This window comes from Bradyrhizobium sp. 137, from assembly GCF_023074095.1.
GTDB lineage: Bacteria > Pseudomonadota > Alphaproteobacteria > Rhizobiales > Xanthobacteraceae > Bradyrhizobium.
On sequence record NZ_JADPKU010000055.1, the window covers coordinates 235,389 to 260,401 of the forward strand.

At 63.4% G+C, this 25,013-nt stretch carries 21 protein-coding genes; 9 read left to right on the top strand and 12 right to left on the bottom strand.

What is annotated here, in order from left to right:
• Positions 1 to 36: 36 nt before the first annotated feature.
• The gene (locus IVA78_RS17515) at positions 37 to 1,008 is read right to left on the bottom strand and encodes an aliphatic sulfonate ABC transporter substrate-binding protein (protein ID WP_247281979.1); all 972 of its coding nucleotides are present in this window, start codon (positions 1,006 to 1,008) and stop codon (positions 37 to 39) included.
• Positions 1,009 to 1,195: 187 nt separating this feature from the next.
• Here IVA78_RS17515 and IVA78_RS17520 point away from each other — a divergent pair, with 187 nt between their 5' ends.
• Complete coding sequence (locus IVA78_RS17520) at positions 1,196 to 3,985, top strand: [protein-PII] uridylyltransferase (RefSeq protein ID WP_247281980.1); 2,790 nt, start codon at positions 1,196 to 1,198, stop codon at positions 3,983 to 3,985.
• Positions 3,986 to 4,032: 47 nt separating this feature from the next.
• Here the strand turns inward: IVA78_RS17520 and IVA78_RS17525 are convergent, their stop codons facing one another.
• Positions 4,033 to 4,563, bottom strand: coding sequence for a methylated-DNA--[protein]-cysteine S-methyltransferase (locus IVA78_RS17525; protein WP_247281981.1), 531 nt, complete (start codon positions 4,561 to 4,563; stop codon positions 4,033 to 4,035).
• A gap of 357 nt (positions 4,564 to 4,920) precedes the next feature.
• Here IVA78_RS17525 and IVA78_RS17530 point away from each other — a divergent pair, with 357 nt between their 5' ends.
• Entirely contained in the window at positions 4,921 to 6,147 is a 1,227-nt protein-coding gene (locus IVA78_RS17530) for an ABC transporter substrate-binding protein (protein ID WP_247281982.1), read from the top strand.
• Between the two features lie 116 nt (positions 6,148 to 6,263).
• Here IVA78_RS17530 and IVA78_RS17535 read toward each other — a convergent pair whose 3' ends face one another.
• Positions 6,264 to 6,689, bottom strand: a complete 426-nt coding sequence (locus IVA78_RS17535) for a DUF1330 domain-containing protein (protein ID WP_247281983.1) — start codon at positions 6,687 to 6,689, stop codon at positions 6,264 to 6,266.
• 168 nt (positions 6,690 to 6,857) lie between these two features.
• On the opposite strand from IVA78_RS17535, the gene IVA78_RS17540 reads away from it, so the two are divergent.
• The gene (locus tag IVA78_RS17540; RefSeq protein ID WP_247281984.1) at positions 6,858 to 9,068 is read left to right on the top strand and encodes a penicillin-binding protein 1A; all 2,211 of its coding nucleotides are present in this window, start codon (positions 6,858 to 6,860) and stop codon (positions 9,066 to 9,068) included.
• A 304-nt stretch (positions 9,069 to 9,372) separates the two neighbouring features.
• Here the strand turns inward: IVA78_RS17540 and IVA78_RS17545 are convergent, their stop codons facing one another.
• The 4 genes from IVA78_RS17545 to IVA78_RS17560 all read right to left on the bottom strand — a co-directional run bounded on the left by IVA78_RS17545 (position 9,373) and on the right by IVA78_RS17560 (position 13,696).
• Positions 9,373 to 10,212 (bottom strand): SprT family zinc-dependent metalloprotease, encoded by an 840-nt coding sequence (locus IVA78_RS17545; RefSeq protein WP_247281985.1) that lies wholly within the window; start codon positions 10,210 to 10,212, stop codon positions 9,373 to 9,375.
• A gap of 217 nt (positions 10,213 to 10,429) precedes the next feature.
• Positions 10,430 to 11,758 (bottom strand): polyhydroxyalkanoate depolymerase, encoded by a 1,329-nt coding sequence (phaZ, locus tag IVA78_RS17550; protein ID WP_247281986.1) that lies wholly within the window; start codon positions 11,756 to 11,758, stop codon positions 10,430 to 10,432.
• 122 nt (positions 11,759 to 11,880) lie between these two features.
• Positions 11,881 to 12,699: an ABC transporter permease gene (locus IVA78_RS17555; RefSeq protein ID WP_247281987.1), complete on the bottom strand. Its 819-nt coding sequence runs from the start codon at positions 12,697 to 12,699 to the stop codon at positions 11,881 to 11,883.
• Positions 12,700 to 12,892: 193 nt separating this feature from the next.
• The gene (locus tag IVA78_RS17560; RefSeq protein ID WP_247281988.1) at positions 12,893 to 13,696 is read right to left on the bottom strand and encodes an ABC transporter ATP-binding protein; all 804 of its coding nucleotides are present in this window, start codon (positions 13,694 to 13,696) and stop codon (positions 12,893 to 12,895) included.
• 108 nt (positions 13,697 to 13,804) lie between these two features.
• Here IVA78_RS17560 and IVA78_RS17565 point away from each other — a divergent pair, with 108 nt between their 5' ends.
• Positions 13,805 to 15,127 carry an ActS/PrrB/RegB family redox-sensitive histidine kinase gene (locus tag IVA78_RS17565; protein WP_247281989.1) on the top strand — a complete coding sequence of 441 codons (1,323 nt, stop codon included), beginning with the start codon at positions 13,805 to 13,807 and terminating at the stop codon, positions 15,125 to 15,127.
• Between the two features lie 103 nt (positions 15,128 to 15,230).
• Positions 15,231 to 15,785, top strand: a complete 555-nt coding sequence (locus IVA78_RS17570) for an ActR/PrrA/RegA family redox response regulator transcription factor (RefSeq protein WP_275974801.1) — start codon at positions 15,231 to 15,233, stop codon at positions 15,783 to 15,785.
• A gap of 150 nt (positions 15,786 to 15,935) precedes the next feature.
• Here the strand turns inward: IVA78_RS17570 and IVA78_RS17575 are convergent, their stop codons facing one another.
• Positions 15,936 to 16,427 (bottom strand): MmcB family DNA repair protein, encoded by a 492-nt coding sequence (locus IVA78_RS17575; RefSeq protein ID WP_247281991.1) that lies wholly within the window; start codon positions 16,425 to 16,427, stop codon positions 15,936 to 15,938.
• 289 nt (positions 16,428 to 16,716) lie between these two features.
• Here IVA78_RS17575 and IVA78_RS17580 point away from each other — a divergent pair, with 289 nt between their 5' ends.
• Positions 16,717 to 18,417, top strand: coding sequence for an alpha-amylase family protein (locus tag IVA78_RS17580; protein WP_247281992.1), 1,701 nt, complete (start codon positions 16,717 to 16,719; stop codon positions 18,415 to 18,417).
• A 166-nt stretch (positions 18,418 to 18,583) separates the two neighbouring features.
• Here the strand turns inward: IVA78_RS17580 and IVA78_RS17585 are convergent, their stop codons facing one another.
• Positions 18,584 to 20,185 carry an alpha-amylase family glycosyl hydrolase gene (locus IVA78_RS17585; protein ID WP_247281993.1) on the bottom strand — a complete coding sequence of 534 codons (1,602 nt, stop codon included), beginning with the start codon at positions 20,183 to 20,185 and terminating at the stop codon, positions 18,584 to 18,586.
• A 174-nt stretch (positions 20,186 to 20,359) separates the two neighbouring features.
• Here IVA78_RS17585 and IVA78_RS17590 point away from each other — a divergent pair, with 174 nt between their 5' ends.
• On the top strand, positions 20,360 to 21,028 hold the full coding sequence (locus tag IVA78_RS17590) for an MBL fold metallo-hydrolase (protein ID WP_247281994.1): 669 nt from the start codon (positions 20,360 to 20,362) through the stop codon (positions 21,026 to 21,028).
• A gap of 4 nt (positions 21,029 to 21,032) precedes the next feature.
• On the opposite strand, the gene IVA78_RS17595 is transcribed toward IVA78_RS17590, so the two are convergent.
• Positions 21,033 to 21,419: a helix-turn-helix domain-containing protein gene (locus IVA78_RS17595; protein WP_247281995.1), complete on the bottom strand. Its 387-nt coding sequence runs from the start codon at positions 21,417 to 21,419 to the stop codon at positions 21,033 to 21,035.
• Positions 21,420 to 21,559: 140 nt separating this feature from the next.
• On the opposite strand from IVA78_RS17595, the gene IVA78_RS17600 reads away from it, so the two are divergent.
• Positions 21,560 to 21,862, top strand: a complete 303-nt coding sequence (locus IVA78_RS17600) for a hypothetical protein (RefSeq protein ID WP_247281996.1) — start codon at positions 21,560 to 21,562, stop codon at positions 21,860 to 21,862.
• A 26-nt stretch (positions 21,863 to 21,888) separates the two neighbouring features.
• Here the strand turns inward: IVA78_RS17600 and IVA78_RS17605 are convergent, their stop codons facing one another.
• Together IVA78_RS17605 and IVA78_RS17610 are read right to left on the bottom strand one after the other, a co-directional pair.
• Entirely contained in the window at positions 21,889 to 23,058 is a 1,170-nt protein-coding gene (locus tag IVA78_RS17605; protein ID WP_247281997.1) for a PHB depolymerase family esterase, read from the bottom strand.
• A 336-nt stretch (positions 23,059 to 23,394) separates the two neighbouring features.
• A complete protein-coding gene (locus IVA78_RS17610; protein WP_247282060.1) occupies positions 23,395 to 23,724 on the bottom strand; it encodes a hypothetical protein in 330 nt (109 codons plus the stop codon).
• Between IVA78_RS17610 and IVA78_RS17615 the strand changes: the two genes are divergently transcribed.
• Positions 23,668 to 24,903 (top strand): LLM class flavin-dependent oxidoreductase, encoded by a 1,236-nt coding sequence (locus tag IVA78_RS17615; protein WP_247281998.1) that lies wholly within the window; start codon positions 23,668 to 23,670, stop codon positions 24,901 to 24,903. The genes IVA78_RS17610 and IVA78_RS17615 overlap by 57 nt on opposite strands.
• Positions 24,904 to 25,013: the final 110 nt, after the last annotated feature.

Below are 25,013 nucleotides of genomic sequence, written 5' to 3' on the forward strand. Positions count from 1 at the left end.
ATAGCAAGCGCGTCTGGTCGGGGAATGCAAGGAGCCTCAATTCGTCGGCAGCGGAACCTGGTCGTCGATCAGGGCATCCAGCGTCGCCTTGACGTCGACCTTGGCGTCGACGACGCCTGCCTGCTGGAGCGCGAGACCCGCGGCGAGGATCGATTCGCGCTGGGGCGCGCCGATGCGGCTGTGGGTGAGCTCGGTGCGCTCCTTGAGCTGCTTGTCCACGACCGCCTCGGGCAGTTTTGTGACCGCGATGAAAGTCTTCTTCAGCTCGTCGTAATTCGCCAGCGAGTATTTCCGCGCTTCCTCGTAAACCGCGAGGACGCGGCGAGCAGTGTCCGGATAATCCTTCAGGAACTGCTCCCGCACATTGAGGATGCCCCAGGTATTGGCATCGGCCTTGCGGTAAAACAGCTTTGCGCCCTCTTCGACCTCGGCCTGCGCCATCATCGGATCGAGGCCAGCCCAAGCATCGACGTCGCCGCGGACCAGCGCGGTCTTGCCGTCGGCGTGCTGGAGCAGCACCGGCGTGATGTCCTTTTCCGTGAGACCCGCGCCAAGCAGTGCGCGAACCAGGAAGATGTGCGGATCAGTGCCGCGCGTCACCGCAACGCGCTTGCCCTTGAGATCGGCAACGCCAGCGATCTTGGAATCCTTTGATGTCACCAGCGCCGTCCATTCGGGACGCGAATAGACATAGATCGACTTGATCGGATTGCCGTTGATGCGGGCGACCAGCGCGGCGGAGCCCGCGGTCGAGCCGAAATCGATCGAGCCGGCGTTAAGGAATTCGAGCGCCTTGTTCGAGCCGGCCGACTGCACCCAGGTGATCGTGACCCCGTCCTTGGCGAACTCTTTCTCCAGCAGTCCCTTCTGCTTCAGGACCATCGACACCGGATTGTAGGTCGCCCAGTCGATGCGGATCTCCTTGAGCGGATCCGCCGCTCGTGCCGCAGGGGTCAATGCGAGCGCTACGGCTCCTGCCAACAGAATGCGTCGTGTAATCCTGGCCATGCCCAGCTCCTCCAAAATTTCATTGTTTTTCAAGGAGTTATTTCTAGAGGTCAACGAGAAAATCCGTCCCTTGCAGGCGCGCAGCCCGAGAACAGATTTACCCAAAGCCGCAGCTTTCCAGCATGGAACGACTATTGCCAGAGAATCGCGGGTGACAGCGCCTGCCGCCTCTTATATCCGGTGAGACATGGACAGCGTCGCGACTGAGCAGAAGCCCGAAACGGATGACCGCTTCGACAGCGCGCGGATCACCGCCGCGGTCGATGCGCTCGCCGAAAAGCACGAGGGCCGCGAGGACGCGTTCCGCACCGCCATGGCGCAATTGCTCAAGGCCGAGTTGATCGCGGCGCGCGCCGCCGCACAGGCGATCCTGCTCAGGGACCGCCACGGAAGGCGCTGCGCCGAGCGACTGTGCCACGTCCAGGACGAGATCATCCGCATCCTGTATTCGGCCGCGACCCGGCATCTCTACCGCTCACCAATCCCGAGCGGCGCCGAGCGCATGGCGGTGGTGGCGACCGGCGGCTATGGCCGCGGGCTGATGGCGCCGGAATCCGACATCGATCTGCTGTTCATCCTGCCCTACAAGCAGACCGCCTGGGGCGAGCAGGTCGCTGAAGCCATCCTCTACTGCCTCTGGGACATGGGACTGAAGGTCGGCCACGCCACGCGCTCGGTCGACGAGTCGATCCGGCAGGCGCGCGGCGACATGACGATCCGCACCGCGATCCTGGAGACGCGCTTCCTGACCGGCGACAAGCCGCTCTATGACGAATTGGTCGAGCGCTTCGACAAGGAGGTGGTGCAGGGCACCGCGTCCGAATTCGTCACCGCAAAACTCGCCGAGCGCGAGGAGCGGCATCGCCGCGGCGGCCAGTCGCGCTATCTTGTCGAACCGAATGTCAAGGACGGTAAGGGCGCCCTGCGCGACCTGCACACGCTGTTCTGGATCGCAAAATACGTCTATCGCGTCCGCGACACCGACGAGCTGGTCGAGCGCGGCGTGTTCGACGCGCAGGAATATCGCAGCTTCCGCCGCTGCGCCGATTTCCTCTGGTCGGTGCGCTGCAATCTGCATTTCTACTGCAATCGCGCCGAAGAGCGCCTCTCCTTCGACCTCCAGCGCGAGATCGCGGTCAGGCTCGGCTACACCTCGCATCCCGGCATGCAGGACGTCGAGCGCTTCATGAAACACTACTTCCTGGTCGCCAAGGAAGTCGGCAACCTCACCGCCATTCTCTGCGCCAAGCTCGAGGACCAGCAGGCCAAGCCCGCGCCGGTGCTGAGCCGGATGATGGCGCGGCTGCGGCCCAGCACCGTGAAGCGGCGCGTGCCTGACAGCGACGATTTCATCGTCGACAACAATCGCATCAACATCGCCGCGCCCGACGTCTTCAAGCACGATCCGGTCAATCTGATCCGCATTTTCCGCCTGGCGCAGAAGAACAACCTCGCCTTCCATCCGGATGCGATGCGCGGTGTGACGCGCTCGCTGGGCCTGATCAACGCGCAACTGCGCGAGAATCCCGAGGCCAACCGGCTGTTCATGGAGATCCTCATCTCCGACAATGCCGAGATCGTGCTGCGGCGGATGAACGAGACCGGCGTGCTCGGCCACTTCATTCGCGCCTTCGGCAAGATCGTCTCGATGATGCAGTTCAACATGTATCATCACTACACCGTCGACGAGCACCTGATCCGCTGCATCGGCTTCCTTCAGGACATCGAGCGCGGCGGCATCGAGGAGTTCGTGCTGGCCAGCGACCTGTTCCGCAAGATCAGGCCCGAGCACCGGCCTGTCATCTACATCGCGACGCTGCTGCACGACGTCGCCAAGGGCCGCCTCGAGGATCACTCCATTGCCGGCGCCAAGGTGGCGCGGCGGCTGTGCCCCCGGCTCGGCTTCAGCCCGGCCGATACCGAGCTCGTGGCCTGGCTGATCGAGGAGCATCTGACGATGTCCACGGTCGCGCAGTCGCGCGACCTCTCGGACCGCAAGACGATCGAGAATTTCGCCGCCGTGGTGCAGTCGGTTGAGCAGATGAAGCTGTTGACCATCCTGACAACCGCCGATATCCGCGGCGTCGGCCCGGGCGTGTGGAACGGCTGGAAGGCGCAGCTGCTGCGCTCGCTCTATTACGAGACCGAGCCGGTGCTCACCGGCGGCTTCTCGGAAGTCGACCGCGGAAAGCGCCTCGCCGTTGCGCACGCCGAATTCCGCATGGCCTTCGCCGAATGGCCGGCTGACGAGCTCGATGCCTATATCGGCCGGCACTATCCGGCCTATTGGCTCAAGGTCGAGCTGCCGCGAAAAATCCGCCATGCCCGCTTCGTCCGCTCCAGCGAGCAGGCCGGCCACAAACTCGCGATCAATGTCGGCTTCGACGAGATGCGTGGCGTCACCGAACTCACGATTTTCGCCGCCGACCATCCCTGGCTGCTCTCGATCATCGCCGGAGCCTGCGCCTCGGCCGGCGCCAACATCGTCGACGCCCAGATCTACACCACCACCGACGGCCGTGCGCTCGACACGATCTCGATCTCGCGGGAGTATGACCGCGACGAGGACGAGGGACGGCGCGCCACCCGGATCGGCGAGATGATCGAGGACGTGCTGGAAGGCAAGCTGCGCCTGCCGGAAGTGGTGGCGCGGCGCACCGTGCGCAGCAAGGCGAAGCCGTTCGTGATCGAGCCGGAAGTGACCATCAACAACCAATGGTCCGACCGCTACACCGTGATCGAGGTCTCCGGCCTCGACCGGCCCGGCCTGCTCTACGAGCTGACCACCGCGATCTCGAAGCTCAACCTCAACATCGCCTCGGCCCATGTCGCGACGTTCGGCGAGCGCGCGCGCGATGTGTTCTACGTCACCGACCTTCTGGGCGCACAGATCAACGCGCCGACCCGCCAGGCCGCGATCAAGAGCGCGCTGACCCATGTGATGGCCGGCGACAAGGCGGTGCAGCCGGCGGCGTGATCTCGTCTGTCGTTCCGGGGTGCCGCGGAATGACGAAAAGAAGAGACCTAAAGCTCCACCCCCTCGTGCCGCAGCAGCCAGCGCTTGCGCTCCAGCCCACCGCCGTATTTCACCAGCGACCCATCGGCGCCGATCAGGCGATGACACGGCAGCACCACACTGATCGGATTGGAGCCGTTGGCATGGCCAACGGCGCGAATGGCTTTGGGCATGCCTATCTTTGCCGCGAGTGCGCCGTAGCTCATCGCGGTCCCGGCGGGAATCCGCGCAAGTGCGGTCCAGACCTTCTGCTGGAACGACGTGCCGGCGGTGCGCCATGCGATGCACGAGAGCTGGCCAAGATCGCCTTCAAAATAGCCCGACAGCGCAGCCCGCATCTGCGTCGGCGCAGGCTGATTGCTCAGATCCACCACCCCATAATGCAGGCGCAACAGCTCGCGCATGCGGTGCTCGTAATCCGCCCAGTCGAGCGCGCGCAAGGCGCCATCGGCATCGGTGACGAGCAGGGCGATCCCGATCGGCGTCACCAGGCGATCGAGACCAAAGCGTTCAGGCGTTTTGGTTGGTCCAGCGGGCATTGCGGCACCATTGCATCGAAACACGCCGCCGGACTTGCCACGCCGGCCGTACTAACGTCCACCCGAAAGCTGACGCTTGGGGGGGCTCAACCTGATTTTGATTGCCAACCTCTGCGCTCTCGTCCACGGCAATCCCGCCTTAGCGTTCCAGACCAAGCCGTGCGTGATCGCGGCCGGCGGCGGTTGCGCTAGTGGCATTGTTCCTGGCCTAGTTTTTAGCGTGAGACGCTACGGCGCAGCGCCGTGATCCTTGCGCGGCGGCGAACGTTCCTCCACAATCTTCGGCAGCGATGGCGACCGTTGCATCAACGGACAAAGACCATCGATCGAAAATTCCGTCAGGAGGAACGAACCAACATGGACAATCGCAGAGCCTTCCTAGCTGCCACGGCGGCGCTCGCCTTCGCATTCTCCGCAAGCCAAGCCCTCGCCCAGAAGAAATACGACACCGGCGCGAGCGACACCGAGATCAAGATCGGCCAGACCGTTCCGTTCTCCGGTGCCTACTCGGTCTACGCCAATATCGGCAAGACCCAGGCCGCCTATTTCAAGATGATCAACGATCAGGGCGGCATCAACGGCCGCAAGATCAATCTGATCCAGTATGACGATGCCTATTCGCCGCCGAAGACGGTCGAGCAGGTGCGCAAGCTGGTCGAAGGCGACGAGGTGCTGTTCACCTTCCAGCTGATCGGCACCGCAGCCAATGCCGCCGTGCAAAAATATCTCAACGGCAAGAAGGTGCCGCAACTGCTGGCGTCCACCGGCGCCGCGCGCTTCAACGATCCGCAGAACTTTCCCTGGACCATTGCCTACAATCCGAACTACGTGTCCGAAGGAAGGATCTACGCCAAGTACATTCTCGCCAACCACCCCAACGCCAAGATCGGCGTGCTCTACCAGAACGACGACATGGGCCGCGACTATCTCGCGGGCCTCAAGAGCGGCCTGGGTGACAAGGCCGCCAGCATGATCGTCGGCGAGGTCTCCTACGAGGTCACCGATCCGACCGTTGACTCCCAGGTGGTCAAGCTGAAGTCGATGGGCGTCGACCTGTTCTATGACGCCTCGACGCCGAAATTCGCGGCGCAGGCGATCAAGAAGCTCGCCGACCTCGGCTGGTCTCCGGTGCATATCCTCGACATCAATGCGAGCCCGGTGTCAGCGACGCTGAAGCCGGCCGGCCTCGATATTTCCAAGGGCATCATCTCGACCAATTACGGCAAGGACCCCGGCGATCCCCAGTGGAAGGACGATCCGGGTGTGAAGGCCTTCTTCGCTTTCATGGACAAGTATTTCCCGGAAGGCGACAAGCTCAACACCGTGAACACCTATGCCTATTCGGTGGCGGAGCTCCTGGTCCAGGTGCTGAAGCAATGCGGCGACGACCTGACGCGTGAGAACGTCATGAAGCAGGTCGCCAACATCAAGGGCTATACGCCGAGCCTGGCGCTGCCCGGCATCAAGATCACCACCGGTCCCAACGACTACCGCGTCAACAAGCAGATGCAGATGATGAAATTCAACGGCGAACGCTGGGAGCTGTTCGGGCCGGTCATCGAGGACACGGGGCCGTCGGGCTAGGCTAAACGGTCATTCCGGGATGGCGCGCAAGCGCCAGACCCGGAATGTCGAGATTCTCAGGTGCGCAAGTGCGCACCATCATTCGATGCATTCGCATCGCCCCGGAATGACGGGGCCTACTCCGGTATCTCCCCAAAATTCTTCCCCACCGGCAACACCGCGTGTCGGATCAGGCGCGAATCCTCCACCGCTGCCTGCCTATGCTTCACGGCCTCGCGATAGACGGGATCGCGGATCATCTCGACGAAGGCTGAGACGCTCGGATATTCGGCGATGAAGCAATGGTCCCAGCGCTCCTCCTGGGGACCGATCAGCATCAGCTCGAATTTGCCTTGCCAGACGATGCGGCCGCCGAGGCGTTCGAACACCGGGCCGCTCTCGCGGCCATAGGCCGCATAGGCTTCGGCGCCGCTCGCCTTGCGGCCGTCCGGATAGGCTGCCTCTTTGCGTAGCCGCACCAGATTGAGCATGTGGATCGGGCCCGGGCGGTCGTTCTCCCGGAAATGCGCGAAGATCTCCTTGGTCGGATCGATATGGCCCATGCGAGTTTCCTTTTTCTTGATGCGAGCGATCCTAGCTCTGGCGCTCCAGAAGCGGAACTGCGGCCGGCGAATGCCGCACCTCCTAATTGCGCGTTAAGTTCTGGGTAACCGGGCCTTAAACAGCGACCGCTAGCGTGCGGCGGGGTGGGCTGACCGGGCGTTTGGCGTATGGCGTGGGGAAAGAAGAAGGGTGGGCGGAAGGAGCCGCTATTCGGCTTGCCTGCGGCGCTCGCCGACCTGCGCCTGACCGCGGCGGACCGCATTCCCGGTGGCGACGACAAGCCGAAGAAATCAGCGAAATCATCCGCCAAGCGCAAGAGCGACGATGCCGGCGACGAGCCGCCGCGCGAGCGCAAGGTATCGGCCGGCCCCGGCAGCGCCAAGCGACGGGCAAAGTCGCGCGGAGGCTTCAGCCTCGGCCGTCTGGTCTATTGGAGCGCGGTGCTGAGCTTGTGGGGCGTGATCGCCGTGATCGGCGTCGTGATCTATGTTGGCGCCCATCTGCCGCCGATCCAGTCGCTGGAAATCCCTAAGCGCCCGCCGACGATCCAGATCGTCGGCATCGACGGCAGCATGCTGGCGCAGCGCGGCGAGATGGCCGGCGCCAACGTCGCGCTGAAAGACCTGCCGCCCTATCTGCCCAAGGCGTTCATCGCCATCGAGGACCGCCGCTTCTATTCCCATTTCGGCATCGACCCGGTCGGCATCCTGCGCGCCCTCGTCACCAACGTGCTCCATCGCGGCGTCTCGCAGGGCGGCTCGACGCTGACGCAGCAGCTCGCCAAAAACCTGTTCCTGACCCAGGAGCGAACCATGCAGCGCAAGCTGCAGGAGGCGGAGCTCGCGATCTGGCTGGAGCGCAAGCATTCCAAGAACGAGATTTTGGAGCTCTACCTCAACCGCGTCTATTTCGGCTCCGGCGCTTATGGGGTCGAGGCCGCGGCGCAGCGCTATTTCGGCAAGTCGGCCAAGAACGTGACGATCGCCGAAGCCGCGATGCTGGCGGGCCTCGTCAAATCGCCCTCGCGTCTTGCGCCGAATCGCAATCCCGAGGGCGCGGAAGCGCGCGCACAAATCGTTCTCGCGGCGATGGCGGATGCGAAATTCATCACCGACGCGCAAGCCAAGGCCTCGATCGGCCATCCCTCCTATAACGTGAAGCCGGTCGGCGCCGGAACGGTCAATTACGTCGCCGACTGGATCGGCGAGGTGCTGGACGATCTCGTCGGCCAGATCGACGAGAGCATCAAGGTTGAAACCACGATCGATCCGAAGCTGCAGAGCGTGGCGGAAGCCGCCATCATCGACGAGCTCGCGGCCAAGAGCGTGAAGTTCAACGTCAGCCAGGGTGCGCTGGTGGCGATGACGCCTGACGGCGCGGTACGCGCCATGGTCGGCGGACGGAACTATTCCGAGAGCCAGTACAACCGCGCGGTCACCGCAAAGCGCCAGCCGGGCTCCTCGTTCAAGCCGTTCGTGTACCTGACGGCGCTCGAGCAGGGGCTGACGCCGGATACCGTTCGCCAGGACGCCCCGATCGAGGTCAAGGGCTGGAGGCCTGAGAACTACACCCACGAATATTTCGGCGCGGTGACGCTGACGCAGGCGCTGGCGATGTCGCTCAACACGGTCGCGATCCGCCTTGGCCTCGAGGTCGGACCGAAGAACGTGGTGCGCACGGCGCACCGGCTCGGCATCTCCTCGAAGCTCGAGCCGAACGCCTCGATCGCGCTCGGAACATCGGAAGTCTCTGTCGTCGAGTTGGTCGGCGCCTATGCGCCGTTCGCCAATGGCGGCCTCGCGGTGGCGCCGCATGTCGTGACGCGGATCAAGACGCTCGGCGGCAAGCTGCTCTACATGCGCCAGCCGGACGAGCGCAACCAGGTGATCGACCCGCGCTATGTCGGCATGATGAACACGATGATGCGGGAGACCTTGATCAACGGCACCGCCAAGAAGGCCGAGATCCCGGGCTGGCCGGCGGCCGGCAAGACTGGCACCAGCCAGGATTACCGCGACGCCTGGTTCATCGGCTACACCGCCAACCTCGTCACCGGCGTCTGGCTCGGCAATGACGACAACTCGCCGACCAAGAAGGCCACCGGCGGCGGGCTGCCGGTGGAAGTCTGGACGCGCTTCATGCGCACGGCACATGAGGGTGTGCCGGTGGCCGCCTTGCCGAGCTCACCAGGCGGCTGGGGCCTTTCGAACCTTGCGCAGGCCGCCTCGCAAGTCTCCCCGCCGACAGCGGCCGGACCTGCACCGACGAACAATGGCGGCTATCGCCCGCCGCCTCCCACGCGCGCCAATGTACGCCCCGAGGCGGCGGCAGGGCTCGACGGCTGGTTGATGGACCGGCTGTTCGGCGGGACCAGGTAGATTCGGGTTGAGGTCCTGAGCGCATCAAAACAAAACTGCGAAAACAACCCCATGCACAGTAGCCGGTGATAGAGGAATCAACGGCTTACGCGGATCGCAAAACAGCTGACGCTGGCGGCAAGACCATTTGACACGTCGGGGCAAAACAGCAGCGTTCGACGGAGGCCGATGATGGCTGGGCGGTGAATCCAGCGCGCCGCAGCCTCTCGACCAAACAATCACTGCCTCTCGAATACCGGATCGCCCGCTCCAGTGCGCAAGCGCCGACAAGGCCGACAATGACACCTTCCAGCAAAAGCAGGGCCTAATCCTCGACCCCATACCGGTGCAGATCATTCCCGCACGTGTCGAGCCACTTCTTGGCGCGTTCCATCGACGGGCAGATCTTACCGCAGACGCGCCAGAACCGCGCCGAGTGGTTCATCTCGACGAGATGGGCGACCTCGTGGGCGGCGAGGTAGTCGAGCACGAAGGGCGGTGCGAGGATCAGCCGCCAGGAGAACGACAGCGAGCCCGCCGAGGTGCAGGAGCCCCAGCGGCTGGACTGGTCGCGGATCGAGAGCCGCTTGACCCTGACGCCAAGCTCGGCCGCGTAGGCCTCGGCTGAGCGCTGGAGATCGCGGCGCGCCTCACGCTTGAGGAAGTCGCTGACGCGGCGGTCGACATGCTCGAGACCACCGGCGACGCAGAGAATGCGTTCGCCGGACTCGCGCATCTCGGTCCACACCGTGCCGCGCTGGCCGGCGCGATGAACGATGCGATGGGGCGTGCCGCGCAACGGTATCACCGTGCCTGGCTGGAACGGAGCCGCCTTCGGCAACCGGCCGAGGCGTGCGGCGATCCAAGCGCCGTGACGCTGCGCGAAGTCTTTTGCTTCGGCGAGCGTGCCGCGCGGCGGCATGGTGAGGATGGCTTCGCGATCGCTCGGATGGATTCTGAGCGTATAGCGTCGCGCGCGTCTGTGGCGGCGCAGCCGGATCGCAAAAAATTGCGAGCCGTGGGTGATGACGAGGGTCTTTGGTTCGTGGGGCCGCCGATAAAGGAGCGCGCGAGTGGCCATGTCTGTCAGTCCGGGGGGCAGGAGGGCGCCCCGATTCTGCCATAACCGCCGCCATGGGAAGCGCTCGGCGCAAAAACAAATCATTTGCCCAATATACAGCGGTCAGGCGTCCGGGAGACCCTACAGACTGGGGTTGGAACCATCAATTTTCCTCCCCGCTGGACGCATGCGGCACCCCCAAGGGGTGAGTAGCGACTCACTCCTTTGAGGTTACCTTAATACCGCGAATCTGGACGGAACCGCCCGCTCCAAAAGGCCCCGGCAGGGCAGGAATTTTCGACGGGAAAGCCGAAATACGCGACTATTCGGCCGCGAGCGCCTGCAGCGAGGTCGGATTCGCCGCCGACACCATGAAATCATGGATCCGCGGCACGATTTCCGACTTGAAACGCGAGCCGTTGAACACGCCGTAATGCCCGACGCCCTTCTGGACGTAATGAACGCGGCGATGATCGGGAATCCCGCTGCACAAAGTGTGCGTTGCTTCGGTCTGACCGAGGCCGGAGATATCGTCCTTCTCGCCTTCGACCGTCATCAAGGCCACGCGCGTGATCCTGGAAGGATCGACGCGTGTTCCGCGATGGGTCATCTCGCCCTTCGGCAGTGCGTGCTTCACGAACACGGTGTCGACGGTTTGCAGATAATACTCCGCGGAGAGATCCATGACTGCGAGATATTCGTCGTAGAATTCGCGATGCTTGTCGACGAGATCGCCGTCGCCTTTCACCAGATTGGCGAAGAGCTGCTTGTGGGCATCCATATGCCGGTCGAGATTCATGCTGATGAAGCCGTTGAGCTGCAAGAATCCCGGATAGACATCGCGCATCATGCCCGGATGCGGGAACGGCACCTTGGTGATGACGTGGTTGCGGAACCAGTCGATGCCGCGCTCCTGGGCGAGGTTGTTCACCGCGGTCGGATTGCGGCGGGTATCGATCGGCCCGCCCATCAGCGTCATCGAGGTCGGCACAAAGGGATCACGCCGTGCTTCCATGATCGAGACGGCGGCGACGACGGGGACGGAGGGCTGGCACACCGCCATAACGTGGGTGTTGCCGCCGAGAACGTGCAGCATCTCGATGACATAGTCGATGTAGTCGTCGAGATCGAAGCGGCCCTCGCTGAGCGGCACCATGCGGGCATCGGCCCAATCGGTGATGTAGACCTCATGCGCGGGCAGAAAGGCCTCGACCGTACCGCGCAGCAGCGTCGCATAATGGCCGGACATCGGTGCCACGATCAGCACGCGCGGCTGCGGACTGCGCAAGGGGCGAGCGAACTTGCGATCGAAATAGAGCAGCTTGCAGAACGGCTTTTCCCAGACCGAACGGATCTCGACGGGGACGCGGATGCCATTGACCTCGGTGTCGTTGAGGCCCCATTCCGGCTTGCCGTAGCGGCGCGTGGTGCGCTCGAACAATTCGCAGGCCGCGGCGACCGACTTGCCGACCTCGGTACGCGCCCAGGGATTGAGAGGATTCTGAAACAGGAGCTTGGTCGCATCGGTGACCGCGCGCGCCGGATTGAGAGAGGCTTGCGCCATCTCGTACATCCAGTACATCGGCGTCGTCAGGACCGGACTGCCTTCAGCCGCCAGGGGCGGCGCGCCGCCAAACTCACCAATAGGCATCGCTCATATCCCTCTTCGCATCGCAGCATACTGCCGAATGCGCAATATTGCGTCAATGCATGGTTCCGTACATCTACGTAGCGGAAGCGCCAAAACCAGCATGAATCCACGGGAAAGTGACGTTATTCGCCAGCCGAGAGCAGCGAACCGTGCTTCCTGGCGCTTCGCAATAGGGCAAGGAATGCCCCAAAAGATGCGACCAGCAGCACTGCGTTGATGGCCAACGCCTCCAGCATCAGATCGGTCCTAAAGGTTTGCTCGATCAGGAGCGCGCGCATTCCCTCGAAGGCATAGGTCGGGGGCAACGCCCAGGCGACGTATTGCAGCCAGGCAGGCAGCACACTGACGGGATAGTAGACGCAGGCGAGCGGCAGGATTGCGAACATCAAGGTCCAGACGATGCTCTCGGCGCCGAGGCCATTTCGCAGCACCAGGCCCGAGACGAAGATGCCGACCGACCAGCTCGTGAAGATCAGATTGCAGAAGAAGGCGATCAGTGGCAGGCCGAGGGCATAAACATTGAAGTGAAACAGGAACAGCGCGAGCAGCGTCATCGGAATGATCCCGATCGCGAGCCGGATCAGGCTCATCACCATCAGCGACAGCAGAAATTCGATCGGCCTCAAGGGGCTCATCATGAGGTTGCCGATGTTGCGTGCCCACATCTCTTCGAGGAACGAGATGGAGAAGCCGAGTTGCCCACGGAACAGAATGTCCCAGAGGATAACGGCGCCGATCAGCGTGCCGCCGGCGCGCGCGAAGAAATTGGCATTCTCGGCGATATAGAGCTGGAGGAAGCCCCAGGTGATGACTTGCAGCGCCGGCCAATACAAGAGCTCGAGCAGCCGCGGCCAGGACGACATCAGCAGATACCAATAGCGCAGGATCATCGCGCCGATGCGATGGGCGGAGATGCCGCGGCGGAGCGAGAGCTGGCTCATGGCGCCCTCCCGCATAGCGATGGAAATGCCGCGCACGATCTATCCAAGACGTCATTGCGAGGAGCTCGCGACAAAATTGTGTAGCAATTTTGCGCTGATGCGACGAAGCAATCCAGAGTCCTTCTGCAGAAAGATTCTGGATCGCTTCGCTTCGCTCGCAGTGACGAAAGGAGCACCCGCTGCCTTCTCACTCTCACTTCGCCGCCTCCTTCGCACCGTTCACCCGCCCGCGTGCGACGTCCAAAAACACCTCCTCCAGCGTGGTGCGGTTGTAGCGGGCCATGATCGCCTCAGGCGTGTCGTCGTCCTCGATGCGGCCGCGCTTCATGATGATGACGCGATCGCAGAGCCGCTCGACCTCGAGCATGTTGTGCGAGGCCAACAGGATGGTGGCGTGGTGCTGCCTGCGATAGCGCTCCAGATGCGCCCGCACCCAATCGGCGGTGTCAGGATCGAGCGAGGCGGTCGGCTCGTCCAGCAAGAGCAGCTCGGGTTGGTTGATCAGCGCTTTCGCGAGCGCGACGCGGGTCTTCTGCCCGGCGGAGAGCTTGCCGTTGGCGCGATCGATGAAATCGCTGAGGTCGAGATCATCGGCGAGCTCGGCGATGCGCTCGGACAGGTTCTTCACCGCGTAGAGCTTGCCGAAGATGGTGAGGTTCTGTCGCACCGTGAGCCGCATCGGCATGTCGACATAGGGGCTCTCGAAATTCATCCGCCCCAGCACGGACGCGCTCTCCTCAGGCATCCTTCGCCCGAGCACCTGCACACGGCCGGAGGTCGGCAGCACCAGGCCCATGATCATCGCAATGGTCGTGGTCTTGCCGGCGCCGTTGCCGCCAAGCAGCCCGGTGATGCTGCCGCGCGGCAACGAAAAGGAGATATCGTCGACGGCGCGGGTCTGCTTGTAGACCTTGACGAGATGATCGACCGCAATCGCCGCAGGTGCGCTGCGATCCGCGACAGTCGGCCGACTTGAAGCCTTGTCATTCTCAGTCATGCTGGCCGTTCTTCTGCTATTGCAGCCGATAGCGCAAGGCTTGTAATTCCTGGGTGGTTCCGTGAGCCCAGCGCTTGTGATCGAGAAGGCACCGCCACATTGGCCGACATGACCGAAATTGCCGATTCCGGCTTTCGCCACGCGCAGCGGCATATCCGCCTGGACACGATCCTGCGGCTGCGCTGGCTCGCGGTGCTGGGGCAGCTCGCCGCGATCTTCATCGTGGCGCAGGGGCTGGAATTCAACGTCGAGATCGTCCCCTGCGTCAGCATCATCTTCCTGTCGGCAGCACTCAACCTGGCGCTCCAGACGGTGGCCAATCCAATGCAGCGGTTGGAGCCGATGCAGGCGGCCGGACTGCTGGCACTCAACATCGTGGAATTGGCTGGGCTTTTGTTCTTCACCGGCGGCCTCCAGAACCCGTTCTCGTTCCTGTTCCTCGCACCCGTGCTGATCTCGGCCACGGCGCTGCCCGCCCGCTTCACCTTTGGCCTCGGCCTGCTTGCCGTTGCCTGCGCCTCGATCCTGTTCTTCTTTCATCTGCCGCTGCCCTGGGATTCCGATGATCCCCTGGTGCTGCCGCCGATCTATCTCATCGGCGTCTGGCTCTCGATCGCGCTCGCGATCGGCGTCACCAGCCTCTACTCCTTCCAGGTGACCGAGGAGGCGCGCAAGCTCGCGGACGCGCTGGCTGCAACCGAGCTCGTGCTGACGCGCGAGCAGCATCTGACCCAGCTCGACGGATTAGCTGCCGCAGCCGCGCATGAGCTCGGCACGCCGCTCGCGACCATCTTCCTGATCTCGCGCGAATTGGAAAAGACGGTGAACGATCCGACCATCGCCGCCGACCTGAAAACCCTGCGCGAGCAGACCCAGCGCTGCCGCGACATATTGAGCAAGATCACGCAGCTGTCCTCCACCGGCGCGCCGTTCGACCGCATGAAGCTGTCGGAGCTGATCGAGGAGGTGGTTGCGCCACATCGCGACTTCGGTGTCGAGATCAAGGTGCGGATCGCGGTGGCCGTCGCGGCCGAGCCGGTCGGCTCACGCAACCCCGCGATCCTCTATGGCATCGGCAACATCGTCGAGAACGCAGTCGATTTCGCTCGCACCACCGTTGAGGTGAACGCCTGGTGGAACAAGGACCATATCGAACTCGTGATCTCCGACGACGGTCCCGGCATCCCGCCCGACATCCTCAACCGGATCGGTGAGCCCTATCTGTCGCGGCGGCGCACCCAGGATGAAGGCGGCGGCGAGCGGCGCGGCCTCGGTCTCGGCGTGTTCATCGCGCGCACACTGCTCGAACGCACCGGCGCCAAGGTCTCCTTTACCAACCGGACCTTTCCGGATCACGGCGCGGTGGTCCAGATCAATTGGCCGCGAGAGCGTTTTGAGGCTATCGAGACGCTTGAAGAAACAATAGGATAGGCCGCGACCTTGCGTCGCACAACGGGGCCGATCGACTATTGGCCGCCTTGGCACCGAACGATTGCGACGCCATATGTCAATGCGCTGGAGAGAGGACAACACCTTGAACGCCATCGCCGAACTGAACGAACAGACCGACCGCTCGCTTCTCATCGTGGAGGACGACAAGCCGTTTCTGGAGCGGCTGTCGCGCGCGATGGAGACGCGGGGCTTTGCCGTGACATCCTGCGACACCGTCTCGGACGGTCTTGCGCAGATCGGCAAATCGGCACCGGCCTTCGCCGTGGTGGATTTGCGGCTCGGCGACGGCAACGGCCTTGACGTGGTCTCGGCGCTGAAGAAGAAGCGCCCGGACGCGCGCGCGATCGTGCTGACCGGCTATGGCAACATCGCCACCGCCGTGACCGCGGTAAAGATGGGCGCGGTCGATTATCTCTCGAAACCCGCGGACGCCGACGACGTCGTCGCGGCGCTGCTCTCGACCAGCGCGGAGAAATCCGAACTGCCGACCAATCCGATGTCCGCCGACCGCGTGCGCTGGGAACACATCCAGCGCATCTACGAAATGTGCAACCGCAACGTCTCGGAGACGGCGCGCCGGCTGAACATGCACCGCCGCACGTTGCAGCGGATTTTGGCCAAGCGCGCGCCGAGGTAGTTTTCGCCGCACTTGCGCCCCGGACGCAGCGCAGCACGAAGTGGTGCGCTGCTGAGCTGGGGCCCATGCCTCAGCATACATTGTCGCCTTCTGGGTCCCGGCTCTGCGCCGCAGCGTTCAGCTGCAGCGCGTCCGGGACACGAGTGCGCCCTACTCCCAGAAATCCGCGTGTCCCTGCGGATCGACCAGGCGGTTGATCCGCAGCGCTGCCGCCATCGCGAAGCGCACCGTCATCTGCTTGCGCGTGGCGGCAGCAAGCTTGTGCTCGGGCGCCTCGCAATGCATGTGCGCGCCATAGGCGTCGGCAATGATGAGGCCGGTATCTTCAGGAAAGATCTCGCACGGCAGATCCTGCGTGAAGGCGAAGAACAGCCGGTCGCAATGAGCGCGGTATTCGTGCCATTTCTGATCGGCGCGCAGATCCTCCACCGACGACTTAATCTCGACGATCCAGACCTCGCCGCGCTCGTTCAACGCGACGAGATCGGCGCGGCGGCCCGACGGCAGCGGCAATTCGCTGATGCATGAGAAGCCGAGCGATCGCAACAGCCGCGCCGTCCCGCGCGCAACCGCAAGCGCCGTCTCCGACTGGCGACGGTCCGGCGGCGGTACGAGAGCGATGTTGCGGGCGGTGTTGTCCATGGGAGGAGGATAGCCGATTCCGTGAGGGACGGACACTGTCTCCCCACCCGTCATTCCGGCGCGCGCCCGCTTGGGGCGAGCCCGGAATCCATAACCACAGGAAGTGGTTGCTTAACGAAGACGGTCACTTCGAATCTTCGCCAAACTTCTCCCTGGGGGTTAAGGGTCTCGGGCTCGCTACGCGCCCCGGGACGACAGCGAGTGTGAGGCGAGAGGGCGGAACCTCCCTTCTCCTTCACACTTATCACGCAGCCGCCGCGCCCGGGCGGATCCATCGAGGCTGCGGCGCATGATCGACGATCTCTGGTACAAGAACGGCATAATCTACTGCCTGTCCGTCGGCTCCTACATGGACGCCAACGGCGACGGCATCGGCGACTTCAAGGGCTTGCTCCGCCGGCTCGACTATCTGCACGGGCTTGGCATCACCACGATCTGGCTGATGCCGTTCCAGACCTCACCGGGCCGCGACGACGGCTATGACATCGCAGACTATTACAGCGTCGATTCCCGCTACGGCACGCTCGGCGATTTCGTCGAGTTCGCCCATGGCTGCAAGCAGCGCGGCATCCGAATCATCATCGATCTCGTGGTCAACCACACCTCGGACCAGCATCCCTGGTTCAAGGAGGCGCGGCGCGACAAGAACTCGCCCTATCGCGACTGGTATGTCTGGTCCGACAAGAAGCCGGCCAACGCCAACGAGGGCATGGTGTTTCCAGGCGTGCAGAAATCGACATGGACGCGCGACAAGGAAGCCGGTGCCTGGTACTTTCATCGCTTCTACGATTTCCAGCCCGATCTCAACACCTCAAACCCGCGCGTGCAGGCCGAGATCCTCAAGATCATGGGGTTCTGGATCCAGCTCGGCGTCTCCGGCTTCCGCATGGATGCCGTGCCCTTCGTGATCGCGACCAAGGGCGCGAAAGTGAGGAAGCCGGTCGAGCAGTACGACATGCTGCGCGCCTTCCGCGAATTCCTGCAATGGCGCCAGGGCGACGCCATCATCCTTGCCGAAGCCAACGTGCTGCCGAAGACGGACATGGAATATTTCGGGCGCGACGGCGATCGCATGCACATGATGTTCAACTTCCACGTCAACCAGAACCTGTTCTACGCGTTGGCCTCGGCCGACTCGCGGCCGTTGGCGAAGGCGCTGAAGGCGACCAAGCCGCGGCCGGCCACCGCGCAATGGGGGCTGTTCCTGCGCAATCACGACGAGCTCGATCTCGGCCGCCTGACCAAGGCACAGCGCGAGATCGTGTTCAAATGCTTCGGTCCCGACAAGGACATGCAGCTCTACGACCGCGGCATCAGGCGGCGCCTCGCACCGATGTTGGGCGGCGACCGCCGGCGGCTCGAGCTCGCCTATAGCCTGATGTGCACGCTGCCGGGGACGCCCGTCATCCGTTATGGCGACGAGATCGCGATGGGCGACGATCTCTCGCTGCCTGAACGCAACTGCGCGCGCACGCCGATGCAATGGTCGACCGAGCCGCATGGCGGCTTCACCAAGAGCAACAAGCCGGCATGCCCCGTCATCGACAAGGGCCCTTACGGCTACGACCACGTCAACGTCGCCAAGCAGCGGCGCGATCCCAACTCGATGCTGAACTGGACCGAACGCATCGTGCGCATGCGCAAGGAGGTGCCGGAAGTCGGCTGGGGCGATTTCGCGATAATTCCTGTGCGCGATCCCGCCGTGTTCATCATGCGCTATGACTGGCGCAACAATTCGGTGCTGTTCGTGCACAATCTCGACGAGAAGCCGCGCGAGATCGCGTTCTCGGCCGGATTGCCTGATGGGGCCGGCGCGCACCTCGTCAATCTGCTCGCGGAAGACCACAGCCACGCCGACAAGCGCGGCCAGCACCGCGTCGTGCTGGAGCCCTACGGCTATCGCTGGTACCGCGTCGGCGGGCTGGATTATCTGTTGAAGCGGAGCGACATCGACGGGAGCACGGTGCGGGCGAAGAAGCATCCGGGGTGACGTCGAGAGCCGCAATCTGCTCCACTGCTTCAACGATCGTCATTGCGAGGGTAGCGAAGCAATCCAGAATCGCGCCGCGGTGACAGTCTGGATTGCTTCGATGCGCTCGCAATGACAGGGAGATAGCAGTGGTCACTCTTCCGACGTTCTCCTGGCGAAAGCGTGGCTACGTCGGCGGCGCCAGCACCATGCCCTCGTTGCCGCGCAAGTCCAGCACGCCCTCCAACTTCTCCCCCTCGCGATCGAGAAACGTCGACAGCAGGATCTCGCTGCCGAAGGGGATGGCGCTGGTGGTGACAGCGATCGGATCGGCGCCGAGATTGAGCGCCACGATCACCGCCTTGCCGCCGGCCTCGCGGCGATAAATCAGCAGATCGCCTTGCGCCGAGATCGGGTGATAATCACCTGCGACCAGCGGCGGGGAAGCTTTCCGCAACGCGATCAGGCGCCTGTATAGCGTGAGGATCGAGCGTGGATCGGCTTCGAGATTGACGACGTTTTCGCGGATGTGATCCTCCGGCAGAGGCAGCCATGGCCGGACCTCCGAGAAGCCGGCGAAGTTGGAGGAATCCCATTGCATCGGCGTGCGGCAGCCGTCGCGGCCGACACCGATGCCGGGCACGTTCTTCTCGAAGGGGTCGCGTACGTCCTCCGGCGCGATCGCGAGCTGATGCATGCCGATCTCGTCGCCGTAATAGAGCGTCGGCGTGCCGCGCAGCGTCAGCAGCAGCATGGCGGCGACACGCGCCTGCTCGGGACCGACGCGGCTGGCAACGCGCGGACGGTCATGATTGCCGAGCACCCAGTTCGGCCAGGCGCCGCGCGGCAGCGCCTTCTCGTAATCCTCGATGATCTTCTCGATCGAGCGCGCGCTCCAGAAGGTCGAGAGCAGCGCGAAGTTGAACGGCATCTGCGCGCCGGTCAGATCGTTGCCGTAATAGGCCACCAATCGATGCAGCGGCAGATAGATCTCGCCGATCAAGACGCGCGCGCCAAAGGCATCGGTGACACGCCGCATCTGCGCGATCACGTCATGCACCTCCGGCTGATCGGTCGAGTATTGCGTCAGGATCTTCTCGTTCGGCGCCCGGCCCTCGACGTAGTGCGGGTTCGGTGGATTGTCGCGGAATTCGGCGTCCTTGATCAGGTGCCAAATCACGTCGACGCGAAAGCCGTCGACGCCCTTCTCCAGCCAGAACCGCATCACGTCGTAGATCGCCGTGCGAACCTCCGGATTGCGCCAGTTGAGATCCGGCTGCTGGGCCAGGAAAGCATGGTAATAATATTGGCCCGTGGTCTCGTCGAATTGCCACGCGCTGCCGCCGAACTCGGACAACCAGTTGTTCGGCACGCCGCCATCCGGCGCCGGATGGCGCCAGATGTACCAGTCGCGCTTGGGATTGTCGCGTGAGGACCGGCTCTCGATGAACCAGGGATGCTGGTCCGAGGTGTGGTTGGGAACGAGGTCGAGGATCAGCTTCAGGCCGTTGTCATGGGCGGCGGCGAGCAGCGCATCGAAATCTTCCATCGTGCCGAACAGCGGCTCGATGCCGGTATAGTCGGAAATGTCGTAGCCGAAATCCGCCATCGGCGAGGGAAAGATCGGCGACAGCCAGATCGCGTCGACGCCGAGCGATTTGACGTAAGGCAGCCGCCTGAGGATGCCGGCGAGATCGCCGACGCCGTCGCCATTCGAATCCTGAAACGAGCGCGGGTAGATCTGATAGAAGATCCCGTCGCGCCACCAATTCGCATTGCCTTGAGCCATGCCGAAAGACCACCCAAATCTGCGCCCTCGCGCGGGAGAACGCGACAGCGACGCCCCGGTTCAAATTGGCAGATCAATTGGGACGGCGGTGTGACCATTGTTCCCGGTCTCGTTCCGGCTGTTTGGCCCGAATCTTTTGCTTGGCGGCCTGGCAAAAATCGGCATTGTGAGGCCATGACCGAGCAAAATGACACCAAAGCCAAAGCCGGCGCGATCATCGTGCCCGTGACGCTGTTCGAGCAGAACTGCACCATCATCTGGGACGAGCCCTCCAAAAAGGCCGTGGTGATCGATCCCGGCGGCGACGTGCCGAAGATTCTGGATGCGATCAAGCAGACCGGCGTCACCGTGGAGAAGATCTGGCTGACCCACGGCCATATCGACCATGTCGGCGGCGCGGCCGATCTGCGCGACGCGCTGAAGGTGCCGATCGAGGGCCCGCATGAAACGGACAAGTTCCTGCTCGACAATGTGGTCGAGAGCGGCGCGCGCTTCGGCATGACGGGGGTGCGCAACTTTGCGCCGGACCGCTGGCTCGACGAAGGCGACAGCGTCTCGATCGGCGGCTTGCAGTTCGACATCCTGCACTGCCCCGGCCACTCGCCCGGCAGTGTGGTGTTCTTCAACAAGGACTTGCGTTTTGCGCATGTCGGCGACGTCCTGTTCGCCGGCTCGGTCGGACGCACCGACCTGCCCGGCGGCAGTCACGCCACGCTGATCAATTCGATAAAGACCAAGCTCTTGCCGCTCGGCGATGACGTCGGCTTCATCTGCGGACACGGCGCCGGCTCGAGCATCGGCCAGGAGCGGATGACCAATCCGTTCATCACCGGCGAGATGTAAGGTTCTACTCGGCGGCGTCCGCCAGCGCCGCGGGTTCGCTCAGGTTACGGTCGCCCCATTCCCGGATCGCGGCGACGACCGGCACAAAACTCCTGCCCTTGCGAGTCAGGCGATACTCGACCTTCGGCGGCACCTCGCCAAAATCCTTGCGGTCGATCAGGCCGCTCGCCGTCAGCGCCTTCAATTCGCGGCTGAGCACGCGCGGGGTGATCTCCGCGCTGCCTTCCGTGCCGCGCAGCAGACCGCTCCTGATCTCGCCGTAGCGGCGCGGACCATCCTTCAAATCCCAGACGATGCGCAGCTTGTACTTGCCGCTGATCATCTTCTGAAACGCCGCGACCGGACAGGTGCGCGCCGGGTTCGCTGTTGCCTTCACCAGTGCCTTGGCCATGTCGTCTCCTCCATGCGCATCCAGCTTGCACGAGAATAGGGGCGGCGCCGAAAAAATCCATACTATCAATTTTGTCCATACTTGCAGGATCGCGTGCAAGGCGCAGATGATTGACGCACATGACGAACAGGGAGCGTCACATGAAGCACTTCATGATCAAGTATGAATTCAGGAGCGGCACGACGGAGGCCTGGCACCAGGAGGTCGGCCGTTTCATCAGGGCGATCGACGGCGATCCGGAGCTGAAAGGGCGGATCGGCTATCGTGTCCTGAAGCACCGCGACGACGGCAGCTATATCCACCTCGCCAGCGTCATGGACGATACCGCGCAAAAGACCCTGCAATCGCGCGACTTCTTTCGGGCCTATCAGGAGATGACGCGCAAGGTGGCCGGCGGCGAGGTCACGGTGACGCCGATCGAGATGATTGGCGCAACGGCGTAGTGAGTATCATCTGCCTGCGCGACAAACTACTTCATCAACCCCGCCGCCGTCAGCGCGCGCGTGATGATCCGGCCGAGATCGAAGCTGCGTGTTCTCTCGCGCTTCGGCTCGGCCGGCTTTTCGGCGACAGCGGTCAGGATCGAGCGGGCGAGATGCGGCGCGGGCGTCAGCGCCGGCTTCGATGACTTGGCTTGCGCCTTCTTTGCCGCCTCCGGAATCCAGCCGGTGAGACCGAAGAACTTTGCGATGTGATAGGACGAGGAGATGCCGGCCTCGATCAGGAATGCGCCTTCCATGCCGTAGCGCTGATCGTTGTCGGCGAGACCGAGCGGCGTGCCGTGCGCCATGTCGGTGATGGCGTAGGACTCGACCAGCGTCTCGCCGTCCTTGTTCCACCAGGCCTGACGCGGATAGCCGTCCACAATGGTCTCCGCCATCGGCACCTCGGGCAGATCGTGCAAATCGAGCCATTGCTTGACGATCTCGTTGGCATTGCCGGGGTTGACGGTGCGGTCGGCGCTGCCGTGCCACACCGACACCTTCGGCCAGGGACCACGATGATCAGAGGCGCGGCGCACGAGATCGCCGAGCTCGCGCGCCGGACGCGCCGGGGAATGGAACATGCCGTCCAGCGCCTCGCGCAGGTTCGAGGCAATGCCATAGGGCAAGCCGGCGATCATCGCGCCGGCCGCGAAGACTTCCGGATAGGTCGCGAGCATCACCGACGTCATGCCGCCGCCGGCGGACAGGCCGGTGATGAAGATGCGCTTGGGGTCGATGCGATGCGCTTCCACCATGTGCGCGATCATCTCGCGAATCGAACGCGCCTCGCCGCTGTCCCGTGCGGTGTCTTCCGGATTGAACCAGTTGAAGCAGGTGTTGCCGTTGTTGATGCGCTGCTGCTCGGGCATCAGCAGCGCGAAGCCGTAATGCTTCGCCAGCGTCGACCAGCCGGCGCCGAGATCGTAGCCGGAAGCGGTCTGGCCGCAGCCGTGCAGCACGACGACGAGCGCGCGCGGCTGCTGAAGCTGCGCCGGCACGAACGCGAACATGCGCAAGGTCCCGGGATTGACACCGAAGCCCGTGACCTCTTGCAGTGGGCTGGATGAACCTGCGCTGCGGCCGAGTTCGGCAAAGCGCAGACCGTCCAGCTTTGGCAGACGTCTCAAGAGATCGACATTTCTGGCTAACGACACGGCAACTTCCTGGTGGGCGAGGTTCAACTCCAGCCAAACCAGATAGTTGCTGCATTGCGAAATAAAAAGGCCGTGTGCTGTCAATCCTGCAAAATCGACGGGATTTCCCGTGGAATCTGTGCTCATTAACCGCAATGCCCTGACTTCGTGCCGATGCGGGGCGCATTCACGCCAGAAATGCGGCGCAGATCATGATCAATGTGACAGACAGCCCAAGCGAGATGAGAAATCCTGCGCGCGCTGAAGGCGCGGCTGCCCCAATCGTCGGTGACCAACAGATGCAGGATCGCCGGCACCTGCTCGCACCATCAAGGCGGCGGTCGCGCCCTGCGCCAGCTACCGTCCGAGCATGACGATCTCCTGTGAATGATCAAACGCGATCGCCTTCCGGCGCCAGAGCACGGCATCTACGTTCTTCGTGCCCTGACAAAGGTCGCGGGTGGCCGGGACAAGCCCGGCCGTAAGCGCCTGCACGCAAGAATGGGGGAGGAAAAAGACAGACGCATGCGCGCATTCCGCCATGCGGGACATCGTACGATTGCGTTCGCTTCCGCGAGCACGTAGCCTCGCCGCTTCAACAAACAGAAAATCAAAGCCGGAGAGAACGCCATGGCGCGCCTGAAGTTTGGAGCCTTTCTTGCCCCGCATCATCCGATCGGGGAGCATCCGATGCTCCAGTTCCGGCGCGACCTCGACCTGGTCGAGCAGCTGGATAGCCTCGGTTATGACGAGTTCTGGTGCGGCGAGCATCACTCCTCCGGCTGGGAGATGATCGCATCGCCCGAGATGTTCCTGGCCGCGGCCGGCGAGCGCACCAAGCGGATCAAGCTTGGCACCGGGGTGGTGTCGCTGCCCTATCACCATCCCTTCAACGTCGCCCAGCGCATGGTGCAGCTCGACCATATGACCGGCGGCCGCGCCATCTTCGGCTCCGGCCCGGGCGCGCTGGCGTCCGACGCGCACACGCTGGGCATCGACCCGATGACGCAGCGCGACCGCCAGGACGAGGCGATCGGCGTGATCCGCCGCCTCTTCAACGGCGAGCGCGTCACCGCGAAGAGCGACTGGTTCACCATGAACGACGCCGCGCTCCAGATCCTACCCTTGCAGGAGGAGATGCCGTTCGTGGTGGCCTCGCAGATCTCTCCCTCCGGCATGACGCTCGCCGGAAAATACGGCATCGGCATCATCTCGCTGGGCTCGATGACGACGCAGGGACTGATGTCGCTGCAGCAGCAATGGCAGTTCGCCGAGGACGCGGCGAAAAAACACGGCACCAATGTGAGCCGCGCCGACTGGCGCGTGCTCCTGACCTGGCATATCGCCGAGACACGCGAGCAGGCGCGCCGCGAGGCCGGTGCAGGGCTGATGCGCTGGCACAACGAATATAATGTCGGCACGTTGCAACGTCCGGGCCTCACGGCTTTTTCCTCACCTGATGAGGCCGTGGACAAGACCGCCTTCGTCGAAGGCGCGGCATCCACCATCGGCACGCCCGACGATCTCGTCAAAACCATCAAGAATGTGATGCAAGTGTCCGGCGGCGTCGGCGCCATCATCGGCTTCGTGCATGACTGGGCCAATCCGGAGAATACGCGCCGCAGCTGGGACATGGTCGCGCGCTACGTCGTGCCGGAGATCAACGGCTATATCGACGGTCTTCGCAAGTCGCAAAAATTCGTGATCGAGAATCGCGCGATTTTCGAGCGCGCGGGCCAGGCCGTGATGGCCAAGATCATGGAGAACGAGAAGGCCGCCGAGGCGCTGAAGGTGACTGGCCCCGGCCGTGTCGCGATTCCCGCCGTGAACGCACCGGATTTGCAGAAGGAAGCGGCGAAGCGGTAGGCGCCGATCTGCGCTCCCGCAGGGCTGTCGCATATACTTGGCGGCGCCTGAGCGAGCGCCTCGTGCTTCGAGACGACCGCGGAGCCTGTCATCGGGCCGCGCTTTGCGCG

Coding starts and splice junctions, on each gene's coding strand:
- IVA78_RS17595 (WP_247281995.1), bottom strand. CDS start 21,419: ATGGCCAAGGCACTGGTGAAGGCAACAGCGAACCCGGCGCGCACCTGT.
- IVA78_RS17585 (WP_247281993.1), bottom strand. CDS start 20,185: ATGGCTCAAGGCAATGCGAATTGGTGGCGCGACGGGATCTTCTATCAG.
- IVA78_RS17555 (WP_247281987.1), bottom strand. CDS start 12,699: ATGAGCCAGCTCTCGCTCCGCCGCGGCATCTCCGCCCATCGCATCGGC.
- IVA78_RS17610 (WP_247282060.1), bottom strand. CDS start 23,724: ATGCTCCCCGATCGGATGATGCGGGGCAAGAAAGGCTCCAAACTTCAG.
- phaZ (WP_247281986.1), bottom strand. CDS start 11,758: ATGCCTATTGGTGAGTTTGGCGGCGCGCCGCCCCTGGCGGCTGAAGGC.
- IVA78_RS17565 (WP_247281989.1), top strand. CDS start 13,805: ATGACCGAAATTGCCGATTCCGGCTTTCGCCACGCGCAGCGGCATATC.
- IVA78_RS17575 (WP_247281991.1), bottom strand. CDS start 16,427: ATGGACAACACCGCCCGCAACATCGCTCTCGTACCGCCGCCGGACCGT.
- IVA78_RS17600 (WP_247281996.1), top strand. CDS start 21,560: ATGAAGCACTTCATGATCAAGTATGAATTCAGGAGCGGCACGACGGAG.
- IVA78_RS17530 (WP_247281982.1), top strand. CDS start 4,921: ATGGACAATCGCAGAGCCTTCCTAGCTGCCACGGCGGCGCTCGCCTTC.
- IVA78_RS17525 (WP_247281981.1), bottom strand. CDS start 4,563: ATGCCCGCTGGACCAACCAAAACGCCTGAACGCTTTGGTCTCGATCGC.
- IVA78_RS17520 (WP_247281980.1), top strand. CDS start 1,196: ATGGACAGCGTCGCGACTGAGCAGAAGCCCGAAACGGATGACCGCTTC.
- IVA78_RS17535 (WP_247281983.1), bottom strand. CDS start 6,689: ATGGGCCATATCGATCCGACCAAGGAGATCTTCGCGCATTTCCGGGAG.
- IVA78_RS17560 (WP_247281988.1), bottom strand. CDS start 13,696: ATGACTGAGAATGACAAGGCTTCAAGTCGGCCGACTGTCGCGGATCGC.
- IVA78_RS17590 (WP_247281994.1), top strand. CDS start 20,360: ATGACCGAGCAAAATGACACCAAAGCCAAAGCCGGCGCGATCATCGTG.
- IVA78_RS17580 (WP_247281992.1), top strand. CDS start 16,717: ATGATCGACGATCTCTGGTACAAGAACGGCATAATCTACTGCCTGTCC.
- IVA78_RS17540 (WP_247281984.1), top strand. CDS start 6,858: ATGGCGTGGGGAAAGAAGAAGGGTGGGCGGAAGGAGCCGCTATTCGGC.
- IVA78_RS17615 (WP_247281998.1), top strand. CDS start 23,668: ATGGCGCGCCTGAAGTTTGGAGCCTTTCTTGCCCCGCATCATCCGATC.
- IVA78_RS17545 (WP_247281985.1), bottom strand. CDS start 10,212: ATGATTTGTTTTTGCGCCGAGCGCTTCCCATGGCGGCGGTTATGGCAG.
- IVA78_RS17515 (WP_247281979.1), bottom strand. CDS start 1,008: ATGGCCAGGATTACACGACGCATTCTGTTGGCAGGAGCCGTAGCGCTC.